This window comes from Salisediminibacterium beveridgei, from assembly GCF_001721685.1.
In the GTDB taxonomy this organism is placed as follows: Bacteria; Bacillota; Bacilli; order Bacillales; family Salisediminibacteriaceae; genus Salisediminibacterium; species Salisediminibacterium beveridgei.
Genome location: NZ_CP012502.1, coordinates 1608496 through 1632007, shown reverse-complemented (window position 1 = coordinate 1632007; position 23512 = coordinate 1608496). Strand labels below are relative to the sequence as shown.

Below are 23512 nucleotides of genomic sequence, written 5' to 3'. Positions count from 1 at the left end.
ACACTATCCTTCAAGTAGCAAGGATTCCGGATCTTCTATAAGCTCTTTGACTTTAACGAGAAATCCTACAGCATCTTTTCCATCAATGATCCGGTGATCATAGCTTAGTGCAATATACATCATTGGACGGTTTTCAAACGTTTCTTTGCCTGTAGCCACCGGTCGAAGTTGTATTTTATGCATTCCAAGAATCCCTACTTGAGGTGTATTTAAAATCGGCATGGACCAAAGAGAGCCAAATACACCGCCATTCGTAATGGTGAAAGATCCTCCTTGTAAATCTTCAAGTCCGAGTTTTTTGGCATGCGCTTTCTCAGCCAAACCAGATACTTCTTTTTCAATTCCGGCAAAGTCTAACTTGTCAGCATCTCTGACAACCGGTACAACTAATCCGTCTTCGGTAGACACCGCTACACCGATATCGAAGTAGTCTTTTAAAACGACTTCGTTTCCATCGATTTCGGCATTGATATAAGGGTACTTTTTCAATGCGCCAATCACTGCTTTTGTAAAGAACGACATAAATCCGAGTTTTACATCAAAATCTTCCTGGAACTTTTCTTTTCTCCGGCTCCTCAGATCCATCAGATTAGTCATATCGACTTCATTGAATGTCGTAAGCATTGCTGCAGTCTGTTGTGCTTCAACCAGCCGTTTGGCAATGGTTTGCCTTCTTCTCGACATTTTCTCACGCTTGACCGGTTTTGATGAAGAAGAAGAAGTTTCTGGTGATGGCGTTTTTTTTGACTGCTCTTTTTTTTGCCCTTTCATATAAGCGTCGATATCTGTTTGCCTGATTTTCCCCAGTGGATCAGCCGGAGCAATATCATTGAGGTCTATACCTTTTTCTCTTGCATATTTCCTGGTAGCAGGAGAAGCAATCGTGCGCTCATTCTGCTGCTCTTCTCCACTTTCAACTTCTTCTTTTGCAAGAGGATGTTTTTCTTCATTTTGTTCTTCTGATTTCGCCTCTTTTTTTGATTCTTTACCAGTACTTTCAGAATCTTTTTGAACCGAATGATCAGATTCCTCAGCTTCCCCGAGTTTTGCGATGACATCCCCTACTTTCACAGTGTCACCTTCTTCAAAGAATGTTTCTTTTAAGATGCCGGATGCTTCTGCAGGAACTTCGACATTCACTTTATCTGTTTCAAGTTCTACGATGTCATCCCCTTTTTCAACTTTGTCCCCTGGTGCTTTTAACCATTGGGCAATCGTTCCTTCTGTAATGGATTCTGCTAATTCAGGTACTATAATATCAGTCATGTTTGCGATCTCCCTTCTTCGTTAACACCTCGTCTATAATACGTTCATGCTCTTTTTTGTGAACTTTCGGATCTCCTTCAGCAGGACTCGATCGGCGCCTTCTACCGGTAAAGCTGACGTTCTCTGATCCGAATAAGCCCTGTAAATATGGCATGATATAAGTCCATGCCCCCATGTTTTGAGGTTCTTCCTGTATCCAGATAATTTCTTTTATCTGTTGATATTCTTTTAGCTTCTCCCGTATTTTTTCTGCGGGAAACGGGTACAGTTCTTCAATTTTCATATTCATAAGCCAGGACTGATCTTTTCCAGTTTCACTCATAGCTTGTTCGAGTTCAACGCCAATTTTCCCTTGCGTTAAAATCAATCTGGTGACTTTATCCGGCTCCTTACCGGAATCGTTAAGAAATACCGGTTCAAAACCTTTCTCAGTAAAGGAAGGAACGTCTGATAATACCCTCTCATTTCTGATGAGACTTTTAGGTGCCATAATAATCAGTGGACGGACATTTTCGGTCCCTAATGAGTGTGCCTGGCGTCTTAACAGATGATAGTATTGACTCGATTTCGTAACATTTGCCACATGCCAGTTATTCTCTGCTGCCAACGTTAAAAACCGTTCAAGTCTTGCACTGGAGTGTTCAGGGCCCTGCCCTTCATAACCATGTGGAAGCAGCAATACGAGCCCTGACTTTTGAGCCCATTTTGCTCGCCCGCTGGAGATGAATTGATCCAGAATAACCTGAGCCCCATTTGAAAAATCACCATACTGGGCTTCCCAAATTGTTAGTGTATCCTGCGCTTCCACCTGATAACCATACTCAAAACCGAGACATGCCGTTTCAGAAAGGGGACTGTTATGAATTGCAAATGATACGTTTACATCTTTTAGCCCGTGAAGTGGCGAAAACGTATTGTCATTTTGATAATCATGCAATACCAGGTGTCGGTGACTGAATGTACCACGTTCTGAATCCTGCCCCGTCAATCGAATCGGAATGCCATCTTTCAATATCGTTGCAAATGCCAACGTTTCTGCATGTCCCCAATCGATGGCATGATTCAAAAAAGCCTCTTTTCGCCGCGTCAGGATTTTTTCTAATTTAGGAAATACATGAAATGTTTCAGGGAATTCGAGTAACTGGTTATTGATCGTTTCAAGTGATTCTGAAGAAATTGATTTTTGATATTTATCAATACCTGAAATCACTTCGGATGGCGGAGACATTTCCGGATCAATGTTTTGCCGCTTATTCTCTTTAATTTTATCAAACTGATTCCCTAATTTATCGAGAAATTCTTCTCTCATTGCCTTCATTTCTTCTTTTCTTATAATGTTTTCTTCAACCAGCTGATCTCCATACATTTGAAAAACAGAAGGATGATCTTTAATCTTTTTGTAAAGCGAAGGTTGAGTTGCAAGTGGTTCGTCCATTTCATTATGCCCGTACCTTCGATAGCCAATTAAGTCAATGACAATATCTTTCAGAAACGTTTTACGATACTCATAAGCTAAATGAATCGCAGCAACACAGGATTCAGGATCATCGGCATTGACGTGGATCACCGGGATATCAAATCCTCTGGCAAGGTCACTGGCATATGTTGTTGATCTGGAATCTTGACTGTCCGTGGTAAAGCCGATCATATTATTTGCAATGATGTGAAGGGTCCCACCAGTACTGTAGCCCTTCAAACGGCTTATATTGAGTGTTTCCGCAACAACACCCTGGCCTGGAAATGCAGCATCCCCATGAATCAGGACCGGAAGAGCTTTTTCGGGTTTGTGTTCAGGAAATCCAGCCTGTCGACGGTTATCCTGAACGGCTCTGGAAAGCCCTTCAATAACAGGATTCACAAATTCCAGATGACTGGGATTATTAGCGAGTGTAATCGTCGCTTCTTTTGCACTCTCTTTAATTTCACGATCAGCTCCGAGATGATATTTCACATCACCTGTCCAACCATAGTTGATTCCTGTAGATCCCTCGGAAGGGACGAGATCTTTACTCGGCGCATCATGAAACTCAGAGAAAATCATTTCATAGGGTTTCCCCAGAACATGTGCAAGGACATTCAACCGCCCACGGTGCGCCATACCGATGTAGATATGTTCGGTTCCTGAAGAAACTGATTCCCTCACTGCTTCATCGAGCATGGGGATCATCACATCCAGGCCTTCCGTTGAAAATCGTTTCTGACCCTTGAATGTTTTATCGAGAAAGGCTTCAAATCCTTCGACTTTATTTAATCTTTCAAGGATTCTTTTTTTATCATCTTCGTCAAATTCTCGTTTATAGGCACCGGATTCAACTTGTTTATAAAGCCATTTCCGTTCTTTTATCTCTTGAATGTGTTTAAATTGAAATGCGGTTTTTTGAGTATAAACCTGCTGTAAATGGAGAATCGCCTCATATCCATTCTGTTGTTTTTCTGGACTGTATGGTGACAGGAGTTCCCCTGGCAATTCTGAAACTTGCTCTTTTGTTAAGTCAAAATCCGATAACCTAAATAATCCATCGGGCCTATGGTCCTCTTCAATTGGCATGATATCCGCAACAAGGTGACCATTACGACGAATAGACTCTGCCAATTCTGAAGCTTTAATAACTGTTTTGTAATCGATTGAACTACTTGATGTTCTTGCATCAGGGCGCACCTTTTGGCCTTCATCCTTGTAGGGACCAAAGCGTTCAAAAAATGATTTTAATTTTTCTTCCACTTGATCTGGATCTGATTCAAATCGTTCGTATTGTTCCAACATATAGGCAAGGTTAACACCTGTAAACTGTTCCCATCCTTTACGATTGGCTAATTCCTGATCCGACATGTTTTGAAACCTCCGTTATTCTCGTGTATTTAATAATACCATTGTGGTGTTAAACGTTTCCATACGTAGTTTATCATGTTAACACATTCATTGAAAAGCGAGTGGCTTACTCTATATTCATTGTACCCTTTTACAAAGAAAAGAAACCGGACGTCTGTCCAGTTTCTGTCACTTATCGTTTGATTCGACTCCAAAAAGCTTGCAGTCTTCTCATACCCTCATTCAGTTCATCCATATGATAAGCATAGGATAATCTGATATAACCTTCACCAAGATGTGAAAAAGCATCTCCTGGAACTACTGCCAAACGTTCCTCCTCCAGCAGTTTCAGGGCAAAGTCCATAGAACTGAGTCCCGTACCTGAAATCGATGGGAACGCATAAAATGCGCCATCAGGCTTCGTCACCGGGATATTCAGATCCTGAAGTCTGCGAATGATAAAATCTCTTCGTTCATCATAGGCCATTCTCATCTCATTCGCATCATTTTTTCCATTTGTCATAGCTGCCAGAGCAGCATGTTGAGAGACGGAACTGGCACAACTGACATTGTACTGGTGAACTTTCAGCATTTCAGAAGCGATTTCAGCAGGCGCCATCAGAAAACCAATTCTCCAACCTGTCATGGCATGAGATTTACTCACACCGTTGATCACGATGGTTTGTTTTCTCATGCCGGGTTCATTTGCAATGGAATGATGAACACCTGAAGCATTCAATTCGGAATAAATCTCATCTGCCAATACAAAATATGGTTTTTCAGCCAGGTAAGATGCAAGAGTCCCCAGTTCAGTTTTACTGAGAACAACACCGGTTGGATTAGAAGGATATGGCAAAATGACCGCTTTGGTTCGATTCGATTCATGGGCTTGAATCTGAGAGACGGTCAGTTTAAAACCAGTATTTCTCGTGTCTATAAATACCGGATAACCTCCTGCCATCTCAATCACAGGAGCATATGCAGGATATACGGGTGCGGGAATCAACACTTCATCCCCCGGGTTCAATATGGTCCGAAGCGCAGTATCGATTGCTTGTGATGCACCATTGGTAATAATAACTTCATTATAAGGATCATAGATCAATTTATATTTTTCATGAAGAAAATCCGAGACCGCTTTTCTTAATGAGAGAATTCCGGCATTCGGTGTATATGTCGTATGATTGTTTTGAATCGCTTCAGAGGCCGCTCGTTTAATATGCTCCGGGGTTTTAAAGTCCGGCATCCCCAACGTCAGTTGGATCGCATCCGGATACTGCTGCACGCGATTAAAAAACTGACGGATTCCGGAAATTTGTAAGGATTTAGCCCGTTCTCCGATATAATTCGCCATATCTATTCTATTTTGCATAGTATTCACCAACTTTCAATGTTCAATGTCCCTTTTATTCTTTCGATAATATGTTCATTCCTGTTCTCCCTAAAAGGTATGCGCCAATTGCAAATGCTTCGGATTGATCTCGGATCCTCTCAATTCCTTCTGGTGGCTCGCGGATCTCAAAAGTGAATGATGGTTCCGGGTCCAGTCTTCCACTGTTTACTTGTCTCAGAAATTGAGCGGTTTGCGTTAATCCTTCCCTTCCGCTTTCCATGATTTCATAAAACGAAATAAAAGCGTGCATAACACCTTCATATCGGGATAGTATAACGGGTGAACCCGCCTCAAATAAACGCTCTGCATATGCCTCCCCTTCATCTCTAAGTGGATCAAACTCCGCCGTTATAACAAGAGCCGGAGGTAGATCAGATAAGTCCGAAGCATGAAGCGGTGATGTGTAGGGACTTGACCACATTAATTCCTGAGGAGTGTATAAATCTCTGGCTCGGTACATTACAGCCCTGGAAAGCAGGAAATAACCACTGTCATACTGATTTCTTGATTCAAATGACACATCGAGAAATGTTGTCAATGGGTACATCAAAACCTGAGATTGGATATCCGGTCCATCTCTGTCTCTTGCCATAATCGTCATAACCGTAGCGATATTTCCACCTGCACTGTCTCCAACAACATTTAACTGTTCAGGGTTTCCGTTAAATTGTTCCGCGTTCTCAACAGCCCATTCCATTGCTGCATAACTGTCCTCTATTGCCGCCGGGAAAGCATATGCCGGGGCGAGACGGTAGGCAGGTGCAACAACTACACTGTTCGTCCTTCTTGCAATGGATCGAATGACGTTGTCATGCGTATCCAAATTTCCATATCCCTCTAAGAAAGCCCCTCCGTGATAATACATGACCATAGGATGGGGACCTTCTGTGTTTGGATAGTAGACTCTTGCAGGAATGGTGATATGATCAGTCACAGGAATTGATAAATCTTCTCTTACCATTCTGACACCTGGACTGCCCGGAGCCGGTGATCCTGATAAAAAAGCCGGCATGTCGATTTCAATATCGAGTGGAACAAGATTATTGTTAATCGCATGCAACACGACAGCAGTTTTGGCAGGGAGACGCCCTGAATCAGTTGATTGCCAGAAGAAAATAGCTGTCGCTACAGCAATAATACTTAAACCGGATAACAGGATCATTCCAAAACTGATACGTTTGAGCCATTTTTTGGTTGCATTCATGGGTGATGCTCCTTCATCAGTAATGTCATGATTCAATGGTCAATAAAGAAATTATCACGTTGACTGAAGTACATTTAAACATTTTACTCATTTTGCACACCATAAACATGGCGAATCACCAGATCATCTGAAAAGAGCGCAGTATCTCTTGCAGCAGGGGCTCTATCCAATGTAAGCGAAGGAGAATGTCCGATCCGGTCAACGGAGAGCAATCGTCCGGCTGTTCCTCTGTGAATCAGGTATTCCTCATATGCAATTTGTGTGACAGACTCATATTTAAGAGCTGTCACAGGGATTACATCTGGCACATTGGCAAATCGTGAGTAACTGCTCTGATCGACATCTATCCAAACGGTCTCATGCGATTTGAAATGACGCTCAAACAGATTTCTCGTATCACGGACAGCCGTGTTTCTGGAAGGCGCATCCAGCGTGATGACGATCAATTCCGTTTCTTGGTATTTACCAACCGTAGCCAAAGTATACCCGGCTTTTGAGACAAAACCGTTTTTTCCAGCAATCGTCCACTCATCTGAGTGACGCATGGGATGATGGTTATAAATGCGTGTATCCCAGCCTTCTGATTGCCAGTGATAATCAGTTTTATTAGAGATTTGCCGGTATATATCATTTTTCATAGCTTTTTTCACCAGTATTGCTAAATCGTATGCTGTTGCTATGTGATCTTCTTCGAATAAACCATGCGGATTGGAGAAGTGAGAATGTTCAAGTTGAAGGTCATCTTCCATGTAGTCATTCATCATTTCACTGAAAGCCTCAACAGATCCAGAAACATGCTCTGCCAGAGCAACGCTTGCATCATTTCCTGAACTGATCATGATGCCGTGAAGTAACTGTTTCACCGAAACTGTCTCATCTTCTTCTAAATAAACTCTGGTTCCATCGGCATATGTTGCTTTTTCACTGATTCTCACTTCTTCATCCAGTTCGGCATTTTCAATGACAACTAGTGCTGTCAGTATTTTTGTAAGACTTGCAGGATACTTTTCTTTGTGCGGAGTCTGCGATTCAAGAATTTTCCCCGTGCTTGCATCCATTATAATATAAGAGTCACTTTGAATCCCGGTTTCCGCTGAAGCTTCGGAAATTGAAAACACAATCGGTAATATCAATAAAAGTACACATGATATCATCCATTTTATCATCAAATTCATCTTCAATTACAATTCTCCTCCTATCTCGAATGTTCCCTCCTTTACTTTACCGTGATCAAGGATTGAGAACAATGACAAACAGATTACAATTGAAAAACCGGGAAATCCTTTTTGCGGATTCCCCGGTATAACAGACTTAAGCATCTTTAACAAGATGAACATACTCGCTGTACCCTTCTTTTTCCATGTCTGTTTTCGGGATAAAGCGGATTGAAGCTGAATTGATGCAATAGCGGAGACCTGTAGGTTCTGGACCATCGTTAAAGACATGTCCCAAATGAGAGTCGGCCTCTTTACTTCGGACTTCAATACGCATCATCATGAGTTTGTTGTCTTTTTTCTCCACCAATGCATCTTCATGAACAGGTCGGCTGAAACTCGGCCACCCGCAATTGGAATGGAATTTATCATTCGAGAGAAATAATACTTCTCCACTTACAATATCCACATAAATGCCAGGAGCAAAGAAGTCCCAGAGTGGATTGTCAAAAGGGGGTTCGGTTCCGTCTTTTTGAGTGACCTGAAATTGAATGTCATTTAACTGCTTGAGACGCTCCTCTTTTCGATCCATCTTTATCCCCACGTTCCTTTGATATAGTCTTCTCTTCCACTGCCTTTTCGGTACATAGCATAGTGGGAAGGGTTTTTCCTGTGATAATCCTGATGATAATTTTCAGCTTTATAAAAAGGTTTTGCCGGAAGAATTTCAGTAGCAACAGGTTTGTGAAATTTTCCGCTCTCATTAAGAATACGTTTTGATCTCTCTGCAATTTTTTTCTGATCCTCGTCGTGAAAATAAATGGCAGTTGTATAAGAATGTCCCCGATCATGAAATTGTCCTCCAGGATCGGTTGGATCAATTTGTTTCCAAAATAGTTCAACCAGGTCTTCATAGTCGACTTTTTCCGGGTCATACGTGATTTGAACTGCTTCTCGGTGTCCCGTTGTCTCAGAACAGACTTCCTGGTAGGTCGGGTTTGGTTTTTCTCCTCCGGTATACCCGCTGATGATCTCTTCGATGCCGTCTTCTTCATCAAATGGTTTCACCATACACCAGAAACACCCACCTGCAAAAGTCGCTTTTTTAAATGCATCAGACATTGGGCAGCCTCCTTAACATTGATTTATTGATTACACTATCAGTATAGCATTTAATGACTTCCATGTCTTATTTCATGCTGTCAGGTTCCAGTTTACATTGAAGAGCTCTCTCCTTTATAAAATCAGGAAAGAGCAAGTGATTGACACCCTTTTCAAGTAGTAATTCCGGAAAGATATCGATGCGCATTTTTCCAAGCAAAGCCTTCAACTACTTCTATCTCGTACCGTTGTAATAAAGCTTGAATCAAATTCTGATATTCACCTGCATGTGACAAGTCCTTGACATAAGAAGAGATTCCATCGAAATCAGATCCGAGAGAAATACAGTTTCCACCTCCCATGGAATAAATATAATCAATGTGAGTCATCAACTCAGCAATGGAAGCCATATTCTCATTTTCGCCAATAAACGGTGGGTTAAAGACAACACCAATGATTCCTTGTCTTTCTATCAGTCTTTTGATTTGCCGGTCATTCAAATTTCTTCGGTGCCCACATTTACTCATTGCGTTTGAATGAGTAGCAATCGGATAATCCGCCACATCCAGGACGTTGTCAAAACCGGCAAGGGAAATATGAGAAACATCCGTCAGAATCCCGCGATCGTTATTGAAACGAACTACTTCGAAACCTAACTCTGTTAATCCACCGCCACGGGATTCGCCAATCCCATCGCAACAAAGATTCGCCTGATTCCAGGTAACTCCCAGTGAAAGTACACCCAAATCATGCAAGAGGCGCCACTTTGCTATGTCATTTCCAAATGCATCCGCGCCTTCCAGTGTCAAGACGGCACCAATTTCACCGGGAGCAAGGTGATTCAATTGCTCCCAGTCCGTAATTTTTACGAACTGGGGATGTTTATCCAAAATCTTGCGGTGGAATAAATCCACTTGTTTCAATGCAGCATCAAACAAATTGTCTGATGGTGTGTCGGGTTCAAGGAAAATGGCAAAGAATTGAACCTTAACTTCACCAGCGATCAATCTTTGAATGTTCACTTCAAGCTCCGAACTTATTGAGAAATCGAGTTCCGGATTTTCGTACAATTTTAATAATGCATCACAATGTAAATCATAAATCTTCAAAAGCCTTTTCTCTCCTGTCTGTTATGCTTTTGGTCGAACCATTTTTTCCAAATCAATATATTCATCAAATTGCTCTGCTGTTAAATATCCAAGTTCAACAGCTGTTTCTTTGAGTGTTGATTGATTAGCAAATGCTGTTTTAGCAATCGTTGCCGCCTTCTCATAACCAATATGTGGATTCAGTGCAGTAACAAGCATCAATGAATTTTTGACATGCTCCGCAATAATTTCTTCGTTGGCTTCGATACCCACTGCACATTTTTCATTGAATGAATTCATTGCATCTGCCAACAAACCGGCTGACTGAAGAAAGTTGTAGATGATTACTGGTTTGAAAACATTTAATTCAAAATTCCCTTGAGAAGCAGCAAATCCAATCGTTGCATCATTGCCCATCACTTGGGCTGTGACCATGGTGAGTGCTTCAGACTGTGTCGGATTAACTTTCCCTGGCATAATTGAGCTACCTGGTTCGTTTGCCGGAATAGTCAGTTCACCGATACCTGATCTCGGGCCGCTTGACAACCAACGTACATCATTGGCAATTTTCATCAAATCTGCAGCAAGTCCTTTTAACGCACCATGGGCATAGACCATTTCATCATGACTGGTTAACGCATGAAATTTATTTTCGGATGACTTAAAGGTGTAGCCGGTAATTTTCGTAATCTCTTGCGCTGTATAGTCACCAAAGTCTGGATGTGCATTTATACCGGTGCCAACGGCCGTTCCGCCGATTGCCAGATGAATGAGCTGTTCCAATGATTGTTCAATCATGTCTTCCGAGCGTTTCAGCATAAATGCCCAGCCGCTCATTTCCTGCCCTAAAGTTAATGGCGTTGCATCCTGAAGATGCGTTCGTCCAATTTTTATCACTTGATCAAAGGCGTTGGCTTTTTCTTCGATTACTTTCCGAAGACTCTTAAGTGATGGCAGAAGCTTTTCATTTACTTCTTTCACTGCAGCAATATGCATCGCTGTTGGAAAAGTGTCATTTGAACTTTGCGAACGATTCACATCATCATTTGGATGAATTCTTTTTTCGCTTCCTTCCTCTTCAAAAAGCAGATTACTCCGGTGTGCTACAACTTCATTCATATTCATATTGGATTGAGTGCCACTTCCAGTTTGCCAGACAACCAATGGGAAATGCTCGTATGTAGGATCTTGACGCAGTTCCTGGCAAACTCGCTGAATCATATGACTTTTACTCTGATCGATATTATCCAACCTCTGGTTTGCCGCTGCAGCAGCTTCTTTAAGAATAGAGAATGCCTCTACAACCTGCTTGGGCATCTGTTCTTCTCCAATTTTAAAATTCTCCAAACTTCGCTGAGTTTGCGCTCCCCACCATTTTTCTCCAGGCACTTGTATCTCACCTAATGTGTCCTTTTCAATTCGATAACTCATCGTACATCACGCCTCCCAAAATTTTAGTAGTGAAACCCCTTACACAGTCCATTATACATCACAACAATAAATTTGCAGCTGAAGTTGATTCAGTAAAGACCATATAAATTACTACCAAGAGCCCTGCTGTTATGACGAACCGGATGATTGTTCCCATAATGCGAAACAAAAGCAGTCCGCCAACAATCAGTACAACCAACATAATGATTTCAGACATCCATATCACTCCTTAAAATTCAGCGTACCACGATACCAAAAAAAATCAATCGAAAACCGTAGATTCAATCGCGGCGGAGTAAATTGTAAATTTTTTATTTGAATTTTCGAATAAATAGGTCTATCATAATTGATAGAAACAAATGTGACAAATTCGTGAACTCATGGAGGTATCAAAATGGATAAACTAATGCCCTCAGCGGGTGATCATCAACTCCAAAATTATGAACAGATGAGAGATTCCTTTACCTGGTCAGATGTGGAACCAGTATTCTCCTGGTACAAATCCGGGAAAGTCAATGCTGCATATGAATGTATCGATCGGCATGCAGCAGATGGCAAAGGTGATCAAACAGCCCTTCTGTATTCTGACAAGAACCGAAATGAATCACACACATTTGAAGAGTTGCGTAAAAGCACCAACCAGGCAGCACACATGTTCAAAAAAATAGGCATTCAAAAAGGAGACAGAGTCTTTGTTTTTATGCCTCGGTCTCCTGAACTGTACATTGCACTTCTGGGTATCATCAAAGCTGGAGCTGTTGCGGGGCCTCTATTTGAAGCATTTATGAAAGAAGCAGTAAGAGCTCGGCTCGAGGATAGTGAAGCCGTTTCGATCGTCACAACGCCAGAACTGCTTGAACGCATTCCTTACGATGAGTTACCTGATCTAAAAAAAATTGTACTTGTTGGAGAATCCGAATACCCGGATAAGCGCTTCTATTCATTTTATGATGAAATGAAAGCGTCTCCAACAGATGGAAATGCCATTGAATGGATGGACCGTGAAGATGGTATGATACTTCATTACACATCCGGTTCAACCGGAAAACCGAAAGGTGTTTATCACGTTCATAATGCCATGATCCAACATTATCAGACGGCAAAGTGGGTTCTTGATCTGAAAGAAGACGATATTTACTGGTGCACTGCAGATCCCGGGTGGGTGACAGGAACCAGTTATGGCATTTTCGGTCCGTGGCTGAACGGTGTGACGAATGTCGTGCGAGGTGGTCGTTTCTCTCCTGAAGACTGGTATGGGACAATTGAACAACATGGTGTAACCGTTTGGTATTCAGCTCCCACTGCCTTTCGCATGTTGATGTCCGCTCCGAAACACGCACTGGAGAATGCGGACATCAGCTCTCTTCGTCACGTTTTAAGTGTAGGCGAGCCATTAAATCCAGAAGTTGTCCGCTGGGGAATGGAAGCTTATGGACACCGGATTCATGATACGTGGTGGATGACTGAGACAGGTGCTATGCTGATTTGCAACTATCCGTCTGAACCCATTAAACCAGGCTCCATGGGAAAACCTATCCCTGGAATTAAAGCGGCGATTCTTGATAACCAGGGCAATGAAATGCCTCCTCATGAAATGGGACATCTGGCTATTAAATCCGGTTGGCCTTCACAAATGAGAAGCATATGGAAAAATGAAGCGAAATTTAAAGATTATTTTTACTTCAAAGGTTGGTATGTATCAGGTGATACAGCATACCGCGATGAAGAAGGATATTTCTGGTTCCAAGGACGAAATGATGATGTCATTAATACTGCGGGTGAGCGGGTTGGACCGTTTGAAATTGAAAGCAAACTCGTTGAGCACCCTGCTGTTGCCGAGGCCGGTGTGATTGGTAAACCGGACGAACTTAGAGGGGAAATCATTAAGGCCTTTATCTCTCTAAATGATGGTTATACGTTTACAGATGAATTGAAAACAGAAATACAGACGTTTATTAAATCTGAACTCTCGGCTCATGCTGTGCCAAGAGAAATCGAATTCAAAAAACAATTACCAAAAACAAGAAGTGGTAAAATTATGCGCAGGGTTTTAAAAGCTTGGGAATTGGATGAACCTGCAGGAGATCTTTCCACCATGGACGATTAAGTGACATTAAAAACGACCGGTGAATTGAGATAATCCTCTCACACCGGTCGTTTTATCTGGCTTTGTTTAAGCCAGTTAATGATTGTCTCAGTCTATAATTCGAGAGCGAAGTGTTATGACTCCATAGGGATATGACCTTCAGACAATTAAAACGACGAATCAATGGTTCGCCGTGCAATTATTAATCTCTTGTTCACGGTCTGACGATAGCGATTGAAAACAACTAAGAATACATTCACTAATAGAGGTATGTCTCTTAACCACACTTAATAAAAAGGGCTTTGAAATGAAATCAGCTTTTGCTTTGTCAGAAACTCTACTGCATATTTCACACCCTCTCTACCAGATCCGCTATCTTTCATTCCTCCATAAGGGAAATGATCCAAACGTAATGTGGGCACATCATTTATATGAACACCTCCTGTCTCAATTTGATCCGCCGCTTCAAAAGCTTCATGAAGATTATTCGTAAATATGCCAGCTTGAAGACCATAGCGGGAATGATTGACTCCTATTACGGCTTCTTCCCATTCGTCAAAAGGTTCCACTGTAACGACTGGTCCAAAGACTTCCTCAGCATTCACCTTCATCTCAGGTGTAGTGTTTGTCAGAATGACGGGATGAATGATTGCTCCTTCCCGTTTGATATCCGTGATTGCCTTTGCACCATGATCCACCGCTTCTTCTACCCAACTCAATACACGATCCGCTGCTTCAGGGGTTATTAAACTTGATAGATCGTTCGCTTCATCCAGCGGGGAACCGATGCCGATTTCCTCTGTTTTTCTTCTCATTTCGCTCAGCAGTGATTTATAAATTTTTCGATGAGCATAGATTCTTTGGACCGATATACATACCTGCCCCTGAAAACCGAAAGCCCCTCGAACAAGTGAAGAAGCTATACGTTCAATGTCAGCATCATCACCTACGATGACTGCTGCATTGGACCCAAGTTCCATTTGAAGCTTCTTTCCTATCGCAGATGACTCCAGTCTCTTTCCTGTATCAGTGCTTCCGGTGAATGAAATGGCCTGCACCCTCGGGTCCTCCGCAAGCTGTTTTCCCAGGCTACTTCCTGGACCACTCACCACATTTAAAACACCATCTGGCAGACCGGCTTTATAAAAAATGTCTGCTATATAATAAGCACTGAGAGGGGTTTGTTCCGCTGGTTTCAAAACGACAGAATTACCTGCAGCTAAAGCTGGGCCTATTTTATGTGCAACAAGATTAAATGGGAAATTAAAAGGTGTGATGGCTCCAACAGTTCCAATTGCCTGTCGTTTTACATACCCGGTCTTCCCCTCGCCTCCTGGCACTGCATCCATATTGATGAATTCTCCGGGCAACCGTCTTGCTTCCTCAGCAGATAGGGTATAAGTCATAACGGTTCGTGCAATTTCTTTTCGTGCATCTTTTATCGGTTTGCCTGCTTCAATTGAAACTAGTCGCGCCGCCGTCTCACGCTGTTCCTGCAGTAAAATCGCAGCATTCATTAAGATGTCACTTCTTTTGTTTGCAGGCATGCTCGAAAATTTTTTCTGTGCGTGCACCGCTGCAGAAATGGCCAAGTGCATTTCCTCTTTATTAGCCAAAGGAACTCGGGCAATCGCTCCTTGATCATGCGGATTATACACGAAATCATACTGCTCAGCATCCTGCCATTTCCCATTTATAAACAATGGATAAGATTTCATCTGATCACCTCTTTATAAGACCTTCTTCATTTCCATTACCCCCCCAGTTCCAAAGAAAAACCGCCACACTCGATTGAGCGTGGCGGTCAACAGATCAATGATTCAGTTGGAGAATACCATTTGCATTTATGCGATATGTTTCACCGTGGATTACGACATCAACTTCCTGCTTGGTTTCATTTATCACTTCAACGGTGTCCTGCGTCACGCGAATCAACAGTCTGCTGCCGCGGAAAACAACCTTGAATGAGAATGAATGCCACTGCCCTGGAATGAACGGATTTAAAATCAGCTGATCGTTTCGAACTTTCATACCTCCGAAACCTTCAACCACTGACATCCAAGTTCCTGCCATGCTCGTAATGTGACAGCCATCCTCCGTGTCATTATTATAGTTGTCCAAATCCAGACGCGCAGTTCTTAAATACATTTCATACGCTTTTTCTTTATATCCTAGTTCACATGCAAGTATGGCATGCACACATGGAGAAAGAGAAGATTCATGAACGGTCATTGGTTCATAAAAATCGAAGTTTCGTTTCTTTGTTTCAATGTCAAATTCATGGTTCAAAAAGTACATTCCCTGAAGAACATCTGCCTGTTTAATAAAACACGACCGAAGGATCCGATCCCAAGACCAGTTTTGATTTAATGGTAAATGCTTACTATTTAAATCAGTCACGGACATGATCTCTTTGTCTTCAAAATTATCAGCCTGCAAAAATACGCCACGGTCTTGATCTTCCGGGTAGTACATTTTATCAATGATTTCAACCCATTTTGCCGTCTCTTCACCTTTGAGTTGAAGGTCATTCAACCATTTCTGGTGAAGGGATTCATCCGTATCTTTAAGATAATCCAGTGCATATAACGTGTATTCCAACGTCCAGGTTGCAATCCGGTTTGTATACCAATTGTTATTCACATTATTCTCATATTCATTCGGACCTGTGACACCATGCATCATATAGACACCTTTGTCTGGGACGAAGTGTACGCGATCTTCCCAAAACCTTGAAATTTCCACAAGCACTTCAATTCCCAGTTCGCCTAGATAGGATTTATCTCCAGTGTAGTTGACATAGTTATAGATGGCGTAGGCAATTGCACCATTACGATGAATCTCCTCAAAGGTAATCTCCCATTCGTTATGAGACTCTTCACCATTCATTGTAACCATCGGATATAGGGCACCTTTGGTAAAGCCTAGTTTACCGGCATTCTCTTTCGCTTTTTCCAGATGATTGTGACGGTATACAAGCAGATTTCGAGGTATACGCTGATCTGCTGTTGCCAAATAAAATGGCAGACAGTAAGCTTCAGTATCCCAATACGTGCTTCCCCCGTACTTTTCACCTGTGAAGCCTTTAGGCCCTATGTTTAACCGTGCATCCTCACCTGTATAGGTTTGATTCATTTGAAAGATATTAAATCGAATACCTTGCTGTGCAGATATATCGCCTTCAATAACGATATCACTGTCCTGCCACTTTTCCGACCAGACTTTAGCTTGGTCCGTTTTCAAATCAGAAAATCCTTTATGAATTGCCTTATCAAGAACTGTTCTTGCCGCATCCAACAAATCATTTTTATCATGATCGCGATTTGTTACATTTGCAGCATATTTATAAATTGTGGTCGCTGTTCCCTTAGTAAGAGGAGCAGCAAAAGAACTTTCAGCGTATTTAGGTTTTGTATCACTTGAGGATGCTTGTATTGAATCTTCACCATGGAAAACGTGAGTTTCTTTCATTGAGCTATAAACAAAATCCAATTTTTTAGTTTTCACAGTGACTGATGCCCGGGCTCCTTCTGCCGATTCTGATACCTGATCCCAGAATGTTTCATCATAATTGGCATCCTTATTCATAATATCGCCATCAAGATAAGAAACAACTTTCAGATGACCATCAAAATTAAGCGGTGTAATCTGATATTCAATTGCCCCGATTTCTTTCATTGCGACACTTACAAAGCGTGTGGCCTGAACAGAAATCTGATGACCATTAGTCAGTTCTGCTGTAAACGTTCTTTGTAAATAGCCTTCTTTCATGTTCAATTCCCGAACAAAATTTGATACCTTGGCGTTGTTCAAATCTAATTCTACATCATCAATCAGGATTTGAAGGCCGATCCAATTCGTAGCATTCAAAACTTTAGCAAAATACTCAGGATAACCGTTCTTCCACCAGCCTACCCTCGTTTTATCAGGATAGTAAACCCCTGCCATATAACTCCCTTGTAAAGTTTCTCCGGAATACGTTTCTTCAAAATTGGCTCGTTGCCCCATATGGCCGTTACCAATACTGAAAACACTCTCTGAAATTTCGTGCTTCTCCTGATCAAATCCTTCTTCAATAATCGACCATTCATCTTCTTTTAAATAAGGTTTCATTTCAAATTCCTCCCTAGGATAAGGTGATTTTGCACAGATAGGCGCAATCGGTTGCACTACCTTGTAAAAAAAATTATTTTCGTCTTATACGTTCTACATTCATCTCAGTCATATGTGTAATGTAATCATCTGCCCCTTTAAGTACATCAGCACTTCCTACTCCAACAACATACATGCCTGCAGCTTTACCTGCTTCTATCCCTGATTGTGCATCTTCAAAGACAACACAGTTTTCATAATTTGCACCAAGCTTATCTGCTCCTTGCAGAAATACTTCAGGATCAGGCTTTGCCTTTGCAATGCTGTTGCCATCCACAATTGCATCAAATGCATCAAATAACTTGATATGTTTTAATATTGCAGGCGCATTTTTACTTGCAGAGCCCAATGCAAATGGAACATTCTCATTTTTTAATTCTTGTAAAAAGTCAATTACTCCTGGAAGAATTTCAGATTCATCCATTGTTGAGATTGCCTCAACATAGCGCTGATTTTTTCGAGCTGCCAATTCTTCTTTTTCTTTTTCTGTTTTTTCCACTTGGCCAATCTCCAACAAGATATTCAGCGATTCCACCCTGCTGACACCTTTTAAACGTTCGTTATCTTCTTCGGTAAAATCAAAACCCAACTCGTTTGCCAACTCTTTCCATGCTCTGTAATGATGTTTTGCCGTGTCAACAATAACACCGTCTAAATCAAATAAAACGGCTTCAAGTTTGCTCATTAAATTACCTCCTCAACATGGTATCCACTATCATTTTAGCCTAATGAACTATAAAAAGAAAGCGGTTTTCCGTAATAATTAGAATCTTCGTCATATTGCCTAAACCTTTAGCTACCGAGAAAATAAGTTTACACATTATTCGGATAGGTGTTAAATCATCTAGCATGAGCATCTCTGTTAAAGTTTATTGTTATTATTCAATCGCTTACGGCGGCCGCTTGCTCTGGACGTCCACGCCTGGCAAACTTGAATCACAGAGCAAATCCTTAAAATGAATAATAAGGAGAAATCATCAAGTACACGATCACACCGGTTGCACTGACATAGAGCCAAAGTGGCATTGTCCATCTGACCCATTTTTTGTGACGGTCCCTGAGTCCTTTGTATCCCGTGAAAAAACTCATTAATGCCAAAGGGACAATGGCAGCAGCGAGAATAATATGTGAAATCAATATGATATAATAACTGATCGCTGAGAAGCCGGTGCCACCATAAGGTGTAGACTCAGCCATAAAATGAAATACAACATACGAAATGAGAAATAATGCTGTTGTGGTAAATGCTCCATAAATAAAACGTTGATGAAGGCGTTCATTTCCTCTCAAAATACTGATCAATGCTCCAGTCAAAAAGAGAAACGTAAATGTATTAAAAATTGCGTTCATCATCGGTAAATAGGTAACAAAAGCCGGTAGAGTACCCTGGTATCCAGGAATCCCCGAAAGTACGATAATTGCGCCATTAAGAATAATCGATAAAATTACAACAGTTTTTACGTGATGATTCACCATACTTTTCCACATAATCAAAATTCCTTCCAGGCCTGTTTAAGAGACAGGGTTTTTATTAGGTGTAGTTAGACGACTACATTATACACGATAGTCACAGCAACGATAAAGAATAAGAAACAAACATGAAAAAACGCCGAGGTATAACCCCCGGCGCTAAGCCTCTGTTAAAATCTCTCATGCTGCTTCAGCGTTTTTTTTAGCCGCTTTTACTTTATTGATATTCTTTATCATTAGAATAGATGTTACGAATGCCACAAGCAAAAGTACCGAGAAGATATAAAAGACTGAGTCATACGTTCCAGTTGATTCTCTGATGTATGAAACCGTCATCGGACCCACCACACCAGCCATTGACCAGGAAGTGAGCAGCAGTCCGTGTATTGCGCCAAGTTCTTTTGTACCGAAGAGATCTCCGATAAAAGCCGGTAAAGAGGCGAAACCGCCACCGTACATGGAAATGACAAGGAAAATCAATATTTGAAACACGATTACGTTGGTTATAGAAGGTAAGATCATAAACGCTGCAAATTGGACCCCGAAAAAAATGGCAAATATTCGTTGTCTTCCAATATAATCAGATGCAGTGGCCCATACAATTCGGCCGCCGCCATTAAATAAGCCCATTATACCAACCATTGTTCCAGCAGCAATTATTGACATACCGACTTTCTCCTGTGCCATTGGAGATGCAACGGAAATAATCATGATCCCTACTGTGATATTAATGAACATCATGAGCCACAGCATCCAGAAACGCGCTGTTTTCCTAGCCTCTTTCGCCGTTAATTGCGCAAGATCTTCTTTCATTTTCTTTTTTGCCGGACCTGATGCGGATTCGATCATAGAAGCAGGCTGCCATCCTTCGGGCGGTCTGGCAATATATAATGCACCCGAAATCATTAACACGAAGAATGTCACACCAAGAGTAAAGAACGTGTTGGCAATACCGATCATATTAATTAAACTTGCAGCGACAGGCCCTGCTAAAAGCGCACCTGCACCGAAACCGAATACTGCCATACCTGTTGCGAGTCCCCGCCTGTCGGGAAACCATTTCACTAATGTGGATACCGGTGAAATATAGCCAAGGCCAAGACCCATACCGCCAATTGCACCGTATCCGAGCAGGAATAATGGCAGTGATTCGAGCATGATCGAAACACCTGAGATCAAGAGCCCGGAGGAGAACAATACAGCTGCAAGACTGGCTGCTGCACGGGGGCCACGTTTTTCAACAAACGGCCCGAAAAAGGCTGCGGAAATTCCAAGAAAAAAGATTGCAATTGTAAAAGCAAGAGAAACCTGCGATGTTGCCCACCCCAGTTCATTTGCAATTGGTAGTTGGAATACGCTGTATGCGTAAGCCGAACCGATAGATAAATGGATAGCGACTGCAGACAACGCAATCAGCCAACGATTTTTTGTTTTCATAATCAAAAGCCACCCTTCAATTCATTCAATAATCTATATTCAATGTACACTATTCAAAGATTAAGGTGGAATTTATGATCAATAATTCACAAAAATTACGAAATCTTATTACAAATTTATGAACGATTAATCAGAGCTTAGATGGTTTTGTTTCGTTAACTTTCTCATTTCTAATATTCTGTTCGAAATTATTAATCAAATTATCAATATCACGTCGGTTATTTTTCGTAATCAACCTTTTTCGACGCTCTTTTTTTAAAAGTTTCAATAACATTTTTTTTTCTTTCGCTGTTAGTACCACAAAATTCATTCCTTTCCTCGGTTTTCACGCAGCTTCTAAATTTATGATGTCGACTTGACTCGAACAACCCAAAAGAAGCCGGTTGCCGTCACGAAAAAAAGTATACCTGAAACAGTAAATACTGTACTGATTCCAAAACTGCCAGCAATCAATCCTCCCATAACCGGACCAATTACATTCCCGAGAAAGCGAAAGCTTTGGTTGTAACCGAGAACTTCTCCTTGCCGGTGAATGGGTACAACTTGTCTGATGTAAGCCGTCACACATGGAATAATTCCCCCGAGTGCAATGCCGAAGAGAAACCTGAAAACGATCAGCATTTCAATCGATGATACATAGCCTTGCGGAATGAAAAATAATCCAGCAAGAACCAGTGTAATCAATAAAATCCAATGATGTCCAAAACGATCTCCCTGAATACCCCAAAAACGAGTGGAAATAAAATTCCCCAAACCCGTTACTGAAAATGCCAGACCTGCAAGAAAAGCAATTTGATTCGTGTCAACAAGATCTGCTGTATAAAGAGCCAATTGAGGTTGGATTGAGAAATTACCTAATTGCACCATTAAAGAAATCAGCATGGTTCCCAGCAGGACCGGATGACGAATGATTCCCATTATGACTTGAACCATCGATTCCTGCTGCTCTTGTTGTTCTTGTTTAGTCAAGCCCTTTACTTTTTCATCAATACCAACCCAAACGAGGATCGTCGCCAGTATAATTACAATACCTGTTATCAAAAAAGTATAGGTAAAACCGAACGCATCTGCAAGCAATCCACCCAGAAGTGGTCCGATGAGTCCACCTGAAACGGTACCCATTTGCAATGTTCCTAATATTTTTCCCGCCTCTTCTTTTGGGGTTATAGCAGATATCAAGGCAATCGAAGTCGGTATAAATCCAGTTACTACGCCCATAAACAATCTTAAAATGAACAATTCCCATACGGAAGAAACAAAGCTCATCATCACAATTGAAAATGCAATACCAAATCCTGTGATCAGCAGAATTTTCTTTCGCCCAAATCGATCACCAAACCTTCCCCAAAAAGGCGATACGAAAAAAGCGACCAGGAAGGTCACTCCGAAAATTATGCCACTCCAGCGCTGAACAAATGCATCAGAGTATGTTCCGAACGATTCGATATAAAGAGATAAAAACGGAAGCACCATTGTTGCACTTGCTGCGACAAAAAAATTAGCTGTCCACATGATAGAGAGGTTTCGTTTTAAGGCCATCGTTTCGCTCGCTTTCCAGGACAGGGTTCGATTATTTTGACAAATATCGTTTTAGCATAAGGCTTGATCCATAAATAAATAAAGTTAATCCCAAAATAAAGAAAAAGTATTGCACAAAAACATCGTTTGTCATCAGATCTGTCGCATGAAACAGGCTTTCAGTCGTGAAAATGCCGGAAAAGCCATAAAAAATTGCAACGGCTCCCAAAAGCGTAAGCGCCATAGGAAATATTCCTTTATCTATCGTATCTTGATAGGTTTCAGCTGAAGTGTTTGGACTCCTTCGATCGTCAGATCGATCACTTGTTTTTGATTTCATGTCCTTACTCAGCAGAAAAATAATAATTACAGCTACCGTCATGGATATAACGAGATAAAGAATGGATCTTGAAATCATACTGACAAACACGATAAATAAAACAACAAGAAGCAGTCTGTAACTTTTAGGTCGATTCATTATAAGTCCCCATCTCTCAGAAATAAACCGGTTCACGAGTTAATAAAACGCTGTAATTCTTCACTTCGGGCTTTAGCATGTTCCATCCCATGCTGATACAATTCATCCAATTTAGCGGCATCTTTTTCAAGGCGCTTAACTCCTTGAAGATTATCCGGCCTGAAAACAAATGCGCTACCTTCTTCCTCCATGCGTTCGACCTGTCTTAAAAGCCCGTTATAGATTTGGTAACGTCTTTTAACTACATCTACAAGGCCTGGATAATCACGGTATTTCCTTGAAAAATAGAGCATTCCCCTTTTGGTCTGCTGCTTTTGATATCCTTTTTCCTGGGTGAGGACTATGACGTGTTTTTGGTTTCCCGTTTTAATGGATTGATTTATCGGAATAGGATCTGATATTCCCCCGTCCAAATAATCTCTGCCATCATAACGAACGATCGGAGCAATCATAGGCAATGATGAGGATGCCCTTAAAATGGTTATGATATCTCCTTTTACTTCATTTTTCTCATAATAAACAGTCTCTCCAGTCACACAGTCGGTAACCCCTGTATATAATAACTGATCACTGTTGTAAAAGCGATCATAGTCAAACGGGTGCTCTTGATGCGGAATCTTATCAAATATCAAGTCCATATTAAACAGTTCCCCATGACTGAAGAATCGTTTGAATGATATGTAATCCGGATGTCCAGCATATCCCACTGTAACCGCATAATTTCTTTTTTCCTGTCTGGATATATAAGAGGATGCATTGCATGCACCTGCGGAAACACCGACCACCGAAGGGAATGACAGTCCGCTCTTTAAAAAATACTCCAGTATACCCGCAGTATAAACTCCTCTTAATCCGCCACCTTCGAGTACCAGTCCTGTTTGATTCACTATATTCCACTCCTTCTTCGACCATTTTACCGAATCAT

19 protein-coding genes are annotated in these 23512 nt (G+C 41.4%); 1 reads left to right on the top strand and 18 read right to left on the bottom strand.

Annotated elements, in window-relative coordinates:
• Positions 1-3 precede the first annotated feature (3 nt).
• The 10 genes from odhB to BBEV_RS17375 form a co-directional block, all read right to left on the bottom strand.
• Positions 4-1266, bottom strand: coding sequence for a 2-oxoglutarate dehydrogenase complex dihydrolipoyllysine-residue succinyltransferase (gene odhB / locus BBEV_RS07640; protein WP_069364929.1), 1263 nt, complete (start codon positions 1264-1266; stop codon positions 4-6).
• Positions 1259-4096, bottom strand: a complete 2838-nt coding sequence (locus BBEV_RS07635) for a 2-oxoglutarate dehydrogenase E1 component (RefSeq protein WP_069364928.1) — start codon at positions 4094-4096, stop codon at positions 1259-1261. The genes odhB and BBEV_RS07635 overlap by 8 nt, the downstream gene beginning before the upstream one ends.
• Before the next feature lie 172 nt (positions 4097-4268).
• Positions 4269-5429 carry an aminotransferase class I/II-fold pyridoxal phosphate-dependent enzyme gene (locus tag BBEV_RS07630; RefSeq protein WP_069364927.1) on the bottom strand — a complete coding sequence of 387 codons (1161 nt, stop codon included), beginning with the start codon at positions 5427-5429 and terminating at the stop codon, positions 4269-4271.
• Between the two features lie 52 nt (positions 5430-5481).
• On the bottom strand, positions 5482-6672 hold the full coding sequence (locus BBEV_RS07625) for an alpha/beta hydrolase (RefSeq protein ID WP_069364926.1): 1191 nt from the start codon (positions 6670-6672) through the stop codon (positions 5482-5484).
• Between the two features lie 83 nt (positions 6673-6755).
• Positions 6756-7730, bottom strand: coding sequence for a D-alanyl-D-alanine carboxypeptidase family protein (locus BBEV_RS07620; RefSeq protein ID WP_232318280.1), 975 nt, complete (start codon positions 7728-7730; stop codon positions 6756-6758).
• A 253-nt stretch (positions 7731-7983) separates the two neighbouring features.
• Entirely contained in the window at positions 7984-8418 is a 435-nt protein-coding gene (gene msrB / locus BBEV_RS07615) for a peptide-methionine (R)-S-oxide reductase MsrB (protein WP_069364924.1), read from the bottom strand.
• 2 nt (positions 8419-8420) lie between these two features.
• Positions 8421-8948: a peptide-methionine (S)-S-oxide reductase MsrA gene (msrA, locus tag BBEV_RS07610; RefSeq protein ID WP_069364923.1), complete on the bottom strand. Its 528-nt coding sequence runs from the start codon at positions 8946-8948 to the stop codon at positions 8421-8423.
• A gap of 152 nt (positions 8949-9100) precedes the next feature.
• Positions 9101-10036, bottom strand: a complete 936-nt coding sequence (locus tag BBEV_RS07605; RefSeq protein WP_069364922.1) for a dipeptidase — start codon at positions 10034-10036, stop codon at positions 9101-9103.
• Positions 10037-10057: 21 nt separating this feature from the next.
• The gene (gene fumC, locus BBEV_RS07600) at positions 10058-11446 is read right to left on the bottom strand and encodes a class II fumarate hydratase (RefSeq protein ID WP_069364921.1); all 1389 of its coding nucleotides are present in this window, start codon (positions 11444-11446) and stop codon (positions 10058-10060) included.
• Between the two features lie 58 nt (positions 11447-11504).
• Positions 11505-11663 (bottom strand): hypothetical protein, encoded by a 159-nt coding sequence (locus BBEV_RS17375; protein ID WP_157100939.1) that lies wholly within the window; start codon positions 11661-11663, stop codon positions 11505-11507.
• Positions 11664-11840: 177 nt separating this feature from the next.
• Here BBEV_RS17375 and acsA point away from each other — a divergent pair, with 177 nt between their 5' ends.
• A complete protein-coding gene (gene acsA / locus BBEV_RS07595) occupies positions 11841-13553 on the top strand; it encodes an acetate--CoA ligase (RefSeq protein ID WP_069364920.1) in 1713 nt (570 codons plus the stop codon).
• Positions 13554-13819: 266 nt separating this feature from the next.
• Here acsA and BBEV_RS07590 read toward each other — a convergent pair whose 3' ends face one another.
• The 8 genes from BBEV_RS07590 to BBEV_RS07550 form a co-directional block, all read right to left on the bottom strand.
• Positions 13820-15250, bottom strand: coding sequence for an aldehyde dehydrogenase family protein (locus BBEV_RS07590; protein WP_069364919.1), 1431 nt, complete (start codon positions 15248-15250; stop codon positions 13820-13822).
• A gap of 94 nt (positions 15251-15344) precedes the next feature.
• Complete coding sequence (locus tag BBEV_RS07585; RefSeq protein WP_069364918.1) at positions 15345-17645, bottom strand: glycoside hydrolase family 65 protein; 2301 nt, start codon at positions 17643-17645, stop codon at positions 15345-15347.
• 73 nt (positions 17646-17718) lie between these two features.
• The gene (gene pgmB, locus BBEV_RS07580; RefSeq protein ID WP_069364917.1) at positions 17719-18369 is read right to left on the bottom strand and encodes a beta-phosphoglucomutase; all 651 of its coding nucleotides are present in this window, start codon (positions 18367-18369) and stop codon (positions 17719-17721) included.
• A 266-nt stretch (positions 18370-18635) separates the two neighbouring features.
• A complete protein-coding gene (locus tag BBEV_RS07575; RefSeq protein ID WP_232318308.1) occupies positions 18636-19160 on the bottom strand; it encodes a DUF420 domain-containing protein in 525 nt (174 codons plus the stop codon).
• A 174-nt stretch (positions 19161-19334) separates the two neighbouring features.
• Positions 19335-20591: an L-lactate MFS transporter gene (locus BBEV_RS07570; protein ID WP_069364915.1), complete on the bottom strand. Its 1257-nt coding sequence runs from the start codon at positions 20589-20591 to the stop codon at positions 19335-19337.
• A 342-nt stretch (positions 20592-20933) separates the two neighbouring features.
• A complete protein-coding gene (locus BBEV_RS07560; RefSeq protein ID WP_157100938.1) occupies positions 20934-22130 on the bottom strand; it encodes an MFS transporter in 1197 nt (398 codons plus the stop codon).
• Between the two features lie 31 nt (positions 22131-22161).
• Positions 22162-22587: a hypothetical protein gene (locus tag BBEV_RS07555; RefSeq protein WP_069364913.1), complete on the bottom strand. Its 426-nt coding sequence runs from the start codon at positions 22585-22587 to the stop codon at positions 22162-22164.
• Positions 22588-22619: 32 nt separating this feature from the next.
• Positions 22620-23474: a patatin-like phospholipase family protein gene (locus tag BBEV_RS07550; RefSeq protein ID WP_084007287.1), complete on the bottom strand. Its 855-nt coding sequence runs from the start codon at positions 23472-23474 to the stop codon at positions 22620-22622.
• Positions 23475-23512: the final 38 nt, after the last annotated feature.

Bases quoted from the DNA above. Each gene is read 5' to 3' on its own strand.
- msrA (WP_069364923.1), bottom strand. From the start codon at position 8,948: ATGTCTGATGCATTTAAAAAAGCGACTTTTGCAGGTGGGTGTTTCTGG.
- BBEV_RS07570 (WP_069364915.1), bottom strand. From the start codon at position 20,591: ATGAAAACAAAAAATCGTTGGCTGATTGCGTTGTCTGCAGTCGCTATC.
- fumC (WP_069364921.1), bottom strand. From the start codon at position 11,446: ATGAGTTATCGAATTGAAAAGGACACATTAGGTGAGATACAAGTGCCT.
- acsA (WP_069364920.1), top strand. From the start codon at position 11,841: ATGGATAAACTAATGCCCTCAGCGGGTGATCATCAACTCCAAAATTAT.
- BBEV_RS07620 (WP_232318280.1), bottom strand. From the start codon at position 7,730: ATGGATGCAAGCACGGGGAAAATTCTTGAATCGCAGACTCCGCACAAA.
- BBEV_RS07630 (WP_069364927.1), bottom strand. From the start codon at position 5,429: ATGGCGAATTATATCGGAGAACGGGCTAAATCCTTACAAATTTCCGGA.
- BBEV_RS07590 (WP_069364919.1), bottom strand. From the start codon at position 15,250: ATGAAATCTTATCCATTGTTTATAAATGGGAAATGGCAGGATGCTGAG.
- BBEV_RS07560 (WP_157100938.1), bottom strand. From the start codon at position 22,130: ATGGCCTTAAAACGAAACCTCTCTATCATGTGGACAGCTAATTTTTTT.
- odhB (WP_069364929.1), bottom strand. From the start codon at position 1,266: ATGACTGATATTATAGTACCTGAATTAGCAGAATCCATTACAGAAGGA.
- BBEV_RS07625 (WP_069364926.1), bottom strand. From the start codon at position 6,672: ATGAATGCAACCAAAAAATGGCTCAAACGTATCAGTTTTGGAATGATC.
- pgmB (WP_069364917.1), bottom strand. From the start codon at position 18,369: ATGAGCAAACTTGAAGCCGTTTTATTTGATTTAGACGGTGTTATTGTT.
- BBEV_RS07575 (WP_232318308.1), bottom strand. From the start codon at position 19,160: ATGGTGAATCATCACGTAAAAACTGTTGTAATTTTATCGATTATTCTT.
- BBEV_RS07635 (WP_069364928.1), bottom strand. From the start codon at position 4,096: ATGTCGGATCAGGAATTAGCCAATCGTAAAGGATGGGAACAGTTTACA.
- BBEV_RS17375 (WP_157100939.1), bottom strand. From the start codon at position 11,663: ATGTCTGAAATCATTATGTTGGTTGTACTGATTGTTGGCGGACTGCTT.
- BBEV_RS07555 (WP_069364913.1), bottom strand. From the start codon at position 22,587: ATGAATCGACCTAAAAGTTACAGACTGCTTCTTGTTGTTTTATTTATC.
- BBEV_RS07585 (WP_069364918.1), bottom strand. From the start codon at position 17,645: ATGAAACCTTATTTAAAAGAAGATGAATGGTCGATTATTGAAGAAGGA.
- msrB (WP_069364924.1), bottom strand. From the start codon at position 8,418: ATGGATCGAAAAGAGGAGCGTCTCAAGCAGTTAAATGACATTCAATTT.